Origin of the sequence: Actinomadura bangladeshensis, from assembly GCF_004348335.1 — a bacterium.
In the GTDB taxonomy this organism is placed as follows: Bacteria; Actinomycetota; Actinomycetes; order Streptosporangiales; family Streptosporangiaceae; genus Spirillospora; species Spirillospora bangladeshensis.
Map to the genome: position 1 here is coordinate 17,558 of NZ_SMJW01000099.1, position 9,488 is coordinate 27,045.

General features: G+C 69.8%; 9 protein-coding genes. 6 read left to right on the top strand and 3 right to left on the bottom strand.

Annotated features, from left to right (window positions below):
- The first annotated feature begins 849 nt into the window (after positions 1 to 849).
- The 4 genes from E1284_RS20100 to E1284_RS20115 all read left to right on the top strand — a co-directional run bounded on the left by E1284_RS20100 (position 850) and on the right by E1284_RS20115 (position 5,333).
- Positions 850 to 1,560 carry a bleomycin resistance protein gene (locus tag E1284_RS20100; RefSeq protein ID WP_131941120.1) on the top strand — a complete coding sequence of 237 codons (711 nt, stop codon included), beginning with the start codon at positions 850 to 852 and terminating at the stop codon, positions 1,558 to 1,560.
- A gap of 926 nt (positions 1,561 to 2,486) precedes the next feature.
- A complete protein-coding gene (locus E1284_RS20105; RefSeq protein ID WP_131941122.1) occupies positions 2,487 to 2,720 on the top strand; it encodes a hypothetical protein in 234 nt (77 codons plus the stop codon).
- Between the two features lie 641 nt (positions 2,721 to 3,361).
- Positions 3,362 to 4,225, top strand: a complete 864-nt coding sequence (locus tag E1284_RS20110; protein WP_131941124.1) for a helix-turn-helix transcriptional regulator — start codon at positions 3,362 to 3,364, stop codon at positions 4,223 to 4,225.
- Between the two features lie 181 nt (positions 4,226 to 4,406).
- Complete coding sequence (locus E1284_RS20115) at positions 4,407 to 5,333, top strand: DMT family transporter (protein WP_131941126.1); 927 nt, start codon at positions 4,407 to 4,409, stop codon at positions 5,331 to 5,333.
- A gap of 252 nt (positions 5,334 to 5,585) precedes the next feature.
- Here E1284_RS20115 and E1284_RS20120 read toward each other — a convergent pair whose 3' ends face one another.
- The 3 genes from E1284_RS20120 to E1284_RS20130 all read right to left on the bottom strand — a co-directional run bounded on the left by E1284_RS20120 (position 5,586) and on the right by E1284_RS20130 (position 8,539).
- Positions 5,586 to 7,379 (bottom strand): M64 family metallopeptidase, encoded by a 1,794-nt coding sequence (locus E1284_RS20120; RefSeq protein ID WP_131941128.1) that lies wholly within the window; start codon positions 7,377 to 7,379, stop codon positions 5,586 to 5,588.
- A gap of 141 nt (positions 7,380 to 7,520) precedes the next feature.
- Entirely contained in the window at positions 7,521 to 8,312 is a 792-nt protein-coding gene (locus tag E1284_RS20125) for an SDR family NAD(P)-dependent oxidoreductase (protein WP_131941130.1), read from the bottom strand.
- 17 nt (positions 8,313 to 8,329) lie between these two features.
- On the bottom strand, positions 8,330 to 8,539 hold the full coding sequence (locus E1284_RS20130; RefSeq protein ID WP_131941132.1) for a hypothetical protein: 210 nt from the start codon (positions 8,537 to 8,539) through the stop codon (positions 8,330 to 8,332).
- A gap of 207 nt (positions 8,540 to 8,746) precedes the next feature.
- Here E1284_RS20130 and E1284_RS43160 point away from each other — a divergent pair, with 207 nt between their 5' ends.
- A complete protein-coding gene (locus E1284_RS43160; RefSeq protein ID WP_217711122.1) occupies positions 8,747 to 8,866 on the top strand; it encodes a DLW-39 family protein in 120 nt (39 codons plus the stop codon).
- Positions 8,867 to 8,888: 22 nt separating this feature from the next.
- Positions 8,889 to 9,188, top strand: a complete 300-nt coding sequence (locus E1284_RS20135; protein ID WP_131941134.1) for a hypothetical protein — start codon at positions 8,889 to 8,891, stop codon at positions 9,186 to 9,188.
- Positions 9,189 to 9,488: the final 300 nt, after the last annotated feature.

The window sequence follows — 9,488 nt, forward strand, 5'->3', positions numbered from 1 at the left end:
ACGAGGGACGGGCGGTTCGCTCGGAGAGCGAGACAAACGGAATGCTGCGCTCTTGCGGCTCCTGGGCTGGCTGAGGCGCCTCCTGTGCGGATTGGGCTGTGTCCGCTGTGTGCGACTCGAGTGCTCGGCGGCCGCGGTTATCCAGAGAACGGGCAATTTCTCCACAGGCTGTGGATAACTGAAGTCGCGGCCATGGTTCTTGTTTGCGGGATCGGGCGCCGACCGCCTCGTTGCACTCTCCTATGTTCGCCTGCGGGCGTGGGGTTCGGAGGAAAAACCGGGGCGTGACATGACGCCGGTTTCGAGTGGCCGGCCGGGCGCCGGAGCACCAGGATGGGCGTTCGTCCAGGCTAAGCGGCGTCCGAGTCCAGATGCCAGGACGGTGCTCTCCGTCCCGCCTTCGTGTCCGGTCCAGGGCGTCCGAAGGCAGGATGAATTTCTGGCGTGTGCCCGTGCAGGTCCGGCCTACTGCGGTGAGAAACTCGATCGCCTGCTCCTACTCCTGGACGGTGGGTCTGGCGTCACGGACGAACGCGTGCGAGTGGCGGGTCGGCGTCGTCGGCAGTTCCCGGAGGCTTGCGTCCGGGTCTTGCTGGAACTGTTCTGGACGGGCTCCGTGGCGGTGTGCTCGTTGACATCCGCGATGCCTCCGGCGTCATTGTCCACAGTCTGTGGAAAAGTGCTGCGATTGCATGGCCCGCGTCGAACGGGGCGTCGGCCGCCTTCGTGCGGCGGGATCGCAAGGTGGCGGTGCGGTGGCGCTGGGAGCTGAAGCGCTTCCGTGGCGGTGGTCGACTCGGCATGTAGTCAAGTTTGACTAAGTCGGTGTGCCGCTCCTACGCTCCGGGCATGAGTGAGAAGGCGATCCCGATCTATCCGTGCCGTTCGATTGAGGCGACCTGGGACTTCTACAGGGTCTTGGGCTTCGAGCAGACCACCTGGCAGACACGTCCGAACCCCTATCTCGCCATCCGGCGCGGCGATGTCGAGCTGCACTTCTTCGGGTGGAAGAAGCACGACCCGGCGGCGTCCATGAATATGTGCTACATCGCCACCGCTGCTGTGGACGACTTGTACGAGTCCTTTCGCGGGGGCCTGAAGCGGGCGCTCGGCCGTGTTCCCACGCGGGGGCTCCCGAGGATCAGCGCGTTGCGGGACATGTCCTATGGCGTGCGACAGTTCCTCCTCAGCGATCCGGACGGCCTTCAACTCCGCATCGGTCAGCCCATCTCGGACGACCTCGGGCACGCGCCGATTCCGACGGAGAAGGTGGCCAAGGCACTCCACATGGCCGCGCTACTGGGCGGTGACTCGAAGGAGGATCACCAGGCCGCCGCTCGGCTCCTCGACCGCCTGCTGGCGTCCGGGGAGCCCCTGGCTCCGCCCGAGCGCCTCAGGGCGCTGGTGCTGCGGGCCGATGCCGCCGTCCAGATGGGCGAGCGGGACCGCGCCCGCGCCCTCCTCGCCGAAGCGCGGAGCGTCTCCGCCGCGAACCCGTCCAGCGAGCCGGACGACCTCCGCCGCCTCGCTGACTTGGAGGAGTCCCTCCCCCCCGAATGAACGAGCACGGTGTCGCCGGCTGGATCGGTAGGCCGATCAGCGCCCTGCGAGCAGGGTGGAGCGGCTCAAGGCGCGGCAGTGGGGTGGTCGTGACCCGTGCTTCTGCGGCGAGCGCCGTGAGGCCGTCCCCATGGGTAGGAGGGTGACCCGGCCTGGGGACGCGGCTGGGGATTACTGGTGGGCAGTGTTGTCCACTGTCGCACCAGAGTTGTGGACGGTGTTTGCCCACAGGCTGTGAACGGGGTGTGGGCAGTGGTGATCGAGAAGGGGTGTCCTCCCTGGTCAGCAGCTTTTCCACCACGTGGACAACCGGGCGTGCCGGTTGGGGGTTAGCTGGGGAAGAATGGTGGACGGAGCGTCGGCCGGTCGTACCCAGGGTGTGCACGGAAGTTATCCACAGGCTGTGGATTCTGTGCATGGAGTCGGAGCGGCGTGGATGATGGGGAGAACGGCGCCAGATGCGTCGTGGAGGCGGTGGAAAGCTCGGCTGTTCTGGGGATCCTTCTGTGGATACGGCCTCCGGATCGCCTGCTGTCAGGGAAGAAGAGATGTGCGTGAAGGTTGCCCACAGCCTGTGGATTACCGCCTTCAAGGCATGTTCACGGGGGCGTGTTGCCGCAGATCGTCCACAGCCGGCCTTCCACCGGCGATGGTCCCGGCGGCCGGCCGGGGGCCGGCCGCCGAAGTTCGCCGTGACTCCTGCACTCGGACGCCTTCACGACTGTGCCCAGCGCGTCGGCGCGAGGGGCTGAGAGCCGGGATCCATCCGGTTGTGGTGTCCGTGATCCACTGGTTCCGCCTGGAATCGGCTGCCGCGCCACGCCCGGCGCCGCGGGTGCCGACAGGCCTACGATGGCCTGGGCGCGGGGCCGGGAAAGGCCGTCCGACCTGCGAACATCAGTTCGAACGCGTGCTACGCTCCCGGCATGGCGCAGTTGCTGAACGAGCCGGTCCGGACGGAGCACGACCCGGCGGGACGGCTCACCGCGTACGAGTGGCGGGGGTCGCGCTACGCGGTGGACGAAGTGCTGAAGACCTATGGGACGGCCCGCGAGGGCAGGGTCTACCGAGTGCGGATCACCGGCGCCGAGGGCGTTGCCGTCGCGGAGCTCGGCCGTGACGAGGACCGCTGGCGGCTCCGCCACGTCTTCTCCGCCTGACCAACACCGCACCTGCCCTGACCTCGGCTCCGTTCTGGCGTCTGGCGGCGTCTCAGAACGCGGCAGCGGATCCAGTACCCGCCGTCCGGACCTGCTGGCCGCGCCTGCGCTGCCGGCAGAACCCTCGGTTCCGGCCGTGCTCCCGATGACGTCCCGGACATCGACCCCGGGGGGCGTTGCCGAGCTGAGGGGTAACTCGGGCCCGGTCACCCATCTGGGGGGCGGCTCCCAGAGCTGTCCGGGGCGACTCTCGGGTCAGGTTGGTGCCGCGTGTCCGGGGCGTATCTCCAGTTCAGGCCGTGTTGCCAAGCCAGGGCGCCTTGCGGGCACCGAGGTCGTTGTTGCTGCGAGGCGTGTCTCAAGATCAGAGCGCCGTGCGGGCTCGAGGCCGGTCTGGAGTGCGGGGCGCTTTGTGAGCGGAAGGTGCGTTGTCAGCACGGGACGTCTTGTGGGTACGGAGCGGGCCTCGAGATCAGGGGTAGGTGCGGGGCTTGCCCTTGAACTGGGCGTGCTGCGGGTGCGGGGCATGTCCACAGGCCGGGGTGCGTTGTGGGTTCGGGCGCGTTTCCAAACAGGTGCATTCTGGTTTCGGGGCGTGCCGTGGGGATGGGGCCGGCGTGGTCGGTGTCGGGGGTGGTGTGATGGCCGTTGATCAGACTCTCTGGACGCGGGTCGGTGGGATCCAGGGGGCGCCGCTCGATCTGCTGACGGCCCGGATCGGCAGCCGGCACTACGCGCCGCACACCCATGACGAGTACGCCATCGGGGTGACGGTCGACGGCCTGGAGACGATGCGCTACCGGGGCGAGAAGATCTACTCGGCGGCGGGCAGCGTCGTCGTGGTGGAGCCGGGGGAGGCGCACACCGGGGGTCCGGCACGTCCGGAAGGGTTCGCCTACCTGTGCCTTTACCCGGGCGCCGAACTGCTGGGCGCCGCGACGGCCGCGGAGCCCGGTCTCGTCCTGGCGGAACCTCACTTCCGGGAACCGATCATCGACGATGTCCGGCTCGGGGAGGAGTTGCGGTTGGCGCACCGCGCCCTCCGGCTCGGCGAAGACCCCCTGGAAGGAGAGTCAAGGCTGCTCGGAGTACTCGGCGCCCTCGTCCGACGGCATGCGGTGCGGGGGCCGAAGGCGGCACCGTCGCGCGGAGGAGCCGATTCGGCGCACATCGCACGCCAGGTCACGACCCGCCTCTCGGACGAGCTGATCGCCCCGCCGACGCTTGCCGAGATGGCCGCCGACCTGGAGCTTTCCCGCTACCAACTGCTGCGGGCGTTCCGTGACGCGGTGGGCATGCCACCGTACGCGTGGCTCGCCCAGCACCGGGTGGCGCGGGCCCGTGCCCTGCTGGACGTCGGGCATCGTCCGGCCGAGGCGGCGACGCTCGTCGGGTTCGCCGACCAGGCGCATCTCACCCGCTGGTTCCGCCGCGTCGTCGGTGTGACGCCGGGTGCCTACCGCAATAGCGTTCAAGACATCACAAACCTCCGTCCCGCATCCTGAGTGTCGTCCGCCCGATGAGGCTGGCCGAACGCACTGAAGACGGTGGGGTCTTCCCGGCGCTGGGCATGGCCGGGCGGCGAGGCCGTCGCGGGCGGCTCGCCGTCCCACGCCGAGCGATCGGGGGCGGCCGAGGCGCGGGGCCGCGGCCGCAGGGATGGGGCGGACGGGAACGGAGGTTGCCGTGAGTCGCCGTGGCTGGGTTCTGTTCGCGCTGATGAGCGTGCTGTGGGGCGTCCCCTATCTGATGATCAAGGTGGCGGTCGAGAGCGTCTCGGTGCCGATGATCGTGTTCTCGCGGACCGCGCTCGGCGCCCTCATCCTGCTGCCGCTGGCGCTGCGGGCCGGGCAACTGGACGTGGTCCGGCGGCACTGGCGTCCGCTGCTGCTGTTCACCGCGGTGGAGATCCTCGGCCCGTGGGCGCTGCTGTCGGACGCCGAGAACCGGCTGACCAGCTCCATGACGGGCCTGCTGATCGCCGCCGTGCCGATCGTCGGGGTGGTGCTGGCGAGGCTCACCGGCGACGCCGAGCGGCTCGGCCCGGTGCGCTGGGCGGGGCTGCTGGTCGGGCTGGCCGGAGTCGGCGTCCTCGCCGCGCCGCATCTCGGGGGCGGCAGTGCGTGGGCGATCGGCGAGGTCATGCTGGTCGCGCTCGGATACGCGATCGCCCCGATGATCGCCACCCGGCGTCTTCAGGACCTGCCGAGCCTGCAGATGTCGGCGTTCGCCCTGGCCATCGCCGCGCTCGTCTACACCGGCCCGGCGATCGCCACCTGGCCGGACGCGATGCCGAGCGGACGCGTGCTGGCCGCACTCGTCGGCCTGGGCCTCATCTGCACGGCGCTGGCGTTCATCGTGTTCTTCGAACTCATCCGGGAGGTCGGCACGTCCCGGGGGATGGTCTTCACCTACGTCAACCCGGCCGTCGCGGTCGCCGCCGGGGTCGTGCTGCTCGGCGAGCCCCTCACCGGGACGATCATCGCCTCGTTCGCACTCATCCTGGGCGGCTCCGTCCTCGCGACGGCGCACCGCTCCCCGTCCTCCGACCCCGCCTCCGACGACCCCGAGCCCGCCGCCGCGGAGACCGCCCCCGAGCCGGCCTCCGGTTGACCAGCACCGCGAGCACGGATGCCCCGCCGCACCAAACGACCGCTCGACACAACATGCACGGTGCGGCGAGGCGGCCACGAGCCCCGGTCGGTCCCACGTCGGCGTCCCGCGGTTGTGCGGCGTGAGGGATGCGGCGTGAAGGGCGGCCCTGCAGCATGGCTGGGATCAGCGTGGCGAGGGCACGGAGAAGCGCACGATGAAGTGTGCGGCGTCCGCGCGCTGATGATGTTGTGGCCTCGGGTGGGTGTGCGGTCAGCGCAAGGTGACGGTGAAGCGTTGGGGCTTGCTGGTGTTGCCGGACGGGTCGGTGGCGCGGTACTCGATGGTGTGGCGGCCCCTGCCGAGCTTGCCGTAGGTGAGGCTGTCGATGACGGTGCCGTCCGCGGTGAACAGCCACGGGGCGGACGAGTCGGTCGGCCAGCCGAAGTAGTTGAACCAGCCGTCGCCGTCCACGCGGAACTCTGAGACGACCACGCCTGGACGATCGTCGGCCCCGGCCAGCCGCATGGTGAACGGGCCGTCGAAGACGTATTCGGACGTGTGCCCGGCGCGAACCCGGCTCTGCGCAGCCTTGGACAAGGCGTAGGTCACCGTCGGACGTTCCGCGTCGATCGTCCATGTGCGGCGCTTGGAACCGACTCCCGCGACCAAAGTGTGCGTGCCCGTGGACAAGCGGAACCGCCCGAGATCGATGTCGCGGTCGCCGGCGCGTACGGGGCGTCCGTCGAGTTCCCAGTGCACCCGGGGCGCGAACCGTGCGGGATGGGTCGTCTCCACGTACACGACCGATTCGGCGCCGACCGGCTTATCGGTCGGCGTGGACGAACTGATGTCGACCGGCACGGCCGTCGAAGGCGTCTTAACGCTGGTGTCCACCGTCCATGTGCGGATCTGCGTAAGGGCGGCCGACGACCGTATGGCCGGGTCCCGGACGAACCTGGTGGGGTCGGTGACCGTCACCTTGACCGCGTGCGTGCCCTTCTTGAGGTGCAGCCTGGGCAAGTCGAGGTTGGCGCCCTTCCCGATGGTCTTCCCATTGACCGTCCACCTGACGGACAACCGGTGACCGGCCGGGTGCATGGTCTCCACCCACAGGACACGGTCGTCGACCACCGGTCTATCCGTGGGCGCGTGCGCTTGGACGAGGTTGACCTTGGCCGAGATCCGCTCAGTCATGCGTTCACGCGCGACCTGGTCGTAGTAGTAGCCGAGCGTCTTCATCATCGAGTGCTGGCTCGGCCTCCACACGCCCTTACTGAAGTAGAGCCCGCCCTCGTAGCGGCCGATGGTGCCTCCGGACTCGCTTCGTTCACCGAGCCACCGCCACCACTTCTTCTTCTGCGCCCGCATCTCGTGCTCGGTCAGCAGCGTGTGGTGGACGGAGTCGGGCTCGGGACCGGTGTACGTCCCGCCGGGCACGCCGCGCTGGTAGTAGTCGTACTCGTCGTCCAACCCACCCAGCGAGTGCCCGAGTTCATGCGGCGCTATGAGAGCGGACATCGCGTTGCCGCCGGAGGCCGTCGCGTACGTCCCGCCTGCACCGCCATAGGTGTCGCTGTTGGCCAGTGCAAGGATCTGACGGTTTTGCTGCGTCGCCCCTTGGACGAGGTCCGCATACGTCTTGGCCGCCGCAGAGTCCATGACGAGAAGGCGCTGGATGCCGTCCGAACGGCACCCGCTCCAGAAGGCCATGCGCAACGGTGTCGTGCGACGCGGCGACGACAGTGCCGGGTCACAACTGACCCCGGACTCGCCGGACGGTATCTCCACCGCGTACACGTTGATGTAGCTGCGGTACGACTTGAACGGCTCGATCGTCCACAGGTCGTTCAGGTGCTTGGCGAAATCGGTCCGGAACTTCGGCATGTCGGCCGGCGTGTAGCCGTCGCCGAGCACCACCAGGTTGAAGCGCTTCGCGGGGTCGCCGGTCACCTGGATCGGCACGACCGTCGCGTCCGCGGCCTCCGCCGCCCGCGCGGGCGCCGCCATGAGCGGCAGGACGGTCACGGCCGCCGCCCCGATCACGATCTTCCTGGCCGTCCGCATGCGCAGACCTCCTCCGCGGCGGCGCACGCGGCAGGCGAGGGTGTGCGGCCCGGACGCGGCGCCTGGCTCGTCCCGCTGATCAAGCAGGACACGTCCGGATTATCGCCGCAGTATCCAGATTTGTCGCCACCTCCTCACGCGCTACCGCTTGTCGCGCTGGCCGTTCGCGAGGCCCGCCGCGATGCGGTGGCCGCCCGCGCGTCGCTGCACGGCGGCCGACAGGACTGGTGCGATCCCGCCGATGCGGGCGCCGAGCCGTAGCCCGAGCGGTGCGACGTCGATCTCCGCGATGTTCCGCTCGATGGCCCGGACGGTCGCGCGGGCCACGTCCTGCGGCGACCGGGTCCCGACGCCCTTCGGCAGCATTACCCCGGCGTCCGCGAACATCCCCGCATCCCGGATGAACCCCGGGAAAACGGTCGACACGCCGATGCCGAGCGGGCGCAGATCCTCCCTGAGCCCCAGCGCGAATCCCCGCATACCGAACTTCGTCGCGTTGTACAGCGACGCCTGGCCGGACGCCGCCTTCCCGGACAGCGACGACACGAACACCAGATGCCCGCGGCCACGATCGGCCATCTGCGCGGCGGCGAGCTTCGCCATCACGATCGGCGCGCGCAGGTTGACGTCCAGCGTCCGGTCGACCTGCGTGATCGAGTACTCGCTCAGCAGCCCGGACGCCGGCAGCGCCGCGTTCGCGACCAGCACGTCCACCCGTCCGGCCTCGTCCAGCAGCTTCTCGGCCGCGTCCCGGTCGGCCAGGTCGGCGACGATGGCGCGGCCGCCGAGCCGCTCGGCCAGCGGCTCCAGGACGTCCGCCCGCCGGCCCGTCAGCACGACCCGTCCGCCCCGTCCGGCCAGCGCCTTCGCCAGCGCCTGACCGATCCCGCCGGTCGCGCCGGTCACCAGGACGTTCGCTCCGCGCAGTTCCATGCCGAGATGATGGCGGATCACATCCCGATCCGCCATAGCAGCAGGATGACCGAGGACAGCACCAGCCCGGCCGCGCCCAGCGGCACGTCGCCCATCACGATCAGCGCGGCGCAGCCGATGGCGATGATCCCCGCGGTCAGCACGAGCACGCGGCCCCCGAGCCCGCCTTCTTCCGGCGTGCTGCGGTCCAACTCGCGTTCCCATCGCCGGAAGTCGTCCTCTGCCATGGCACTCCCGAAGGTCGTCACTTCGGATTATGCGGCCGCCCGGGCGTCCCGGCGAGGGACCGTTCATCAGACGCGCAGTCCGATAACGGTGATCGGGGTGCGGACCGCCCGGCAACGGTTGCTAGGCTTCCAAGAACCTGGGGGAAGCAGGCACTGATCCGCGATCCCCGGGTTTTGACTTCATAGTCGAGGTGAAGGGGTCCCACCGTGAAGAAGCTGCTCATTCTCGCCGTTGTCGCTCTCGGCGGCTTCGCCGTCTGGCGCCGGATGCAGCAGGATCGCGCCGAGCTGGACCTGTGGACCGAGGCCACGTCGTCCGACAGCTGACACGCCGGCGACAGGGCCCGGCGTGACCGACGCAGTCGCCTGCATCGATCTCGCCGGGACCACCGTCGCGGACGGCGACATCGTCGAAACCGCTTTCGCCGAGGCGATCGCCACCCTGGGGATCGTCTCCGGCACCGCGGCGTTCCGGCATGCCGTCGGCCGCTTCCACGACGCGCGCGGCGAATCGAAGACCGCCATTTTCCGCTCGCTCTTCGATGAGCCCCGTGCCCAAGCCGTGCACCCTGGCGTTCGAGCGGCCCTACGGCCAGCTCATCGACCGGCACGGCCTGTTTCCCGCGCCCGGGGGTCGATGACGCCCTGAACGCCTCCGCTCGTCCGGCGTCCGCGTGTGCCTGCTCACCGGCTCCGGCCGCAGCACGCCCGCCCGCGACTGGTGGATCGCGTCGACCTGACGCTCAGCCCCGAGGACGTCCCCGCGACCGCCCGCTGCCCGACCTCGTCCTGACGACCGCCCTACGCCCGGGCGTGGACGACGTACGCCACATCACCGTCTGCGGCGCCACCGCCCCCGCCATCGAATCCGGCCGCCACGTCGGCGCCGCCACCACCGTCGCGACCGCCTCCTCCCGACCATCGCCGACCTCCCCGCCCTCCGCGACAC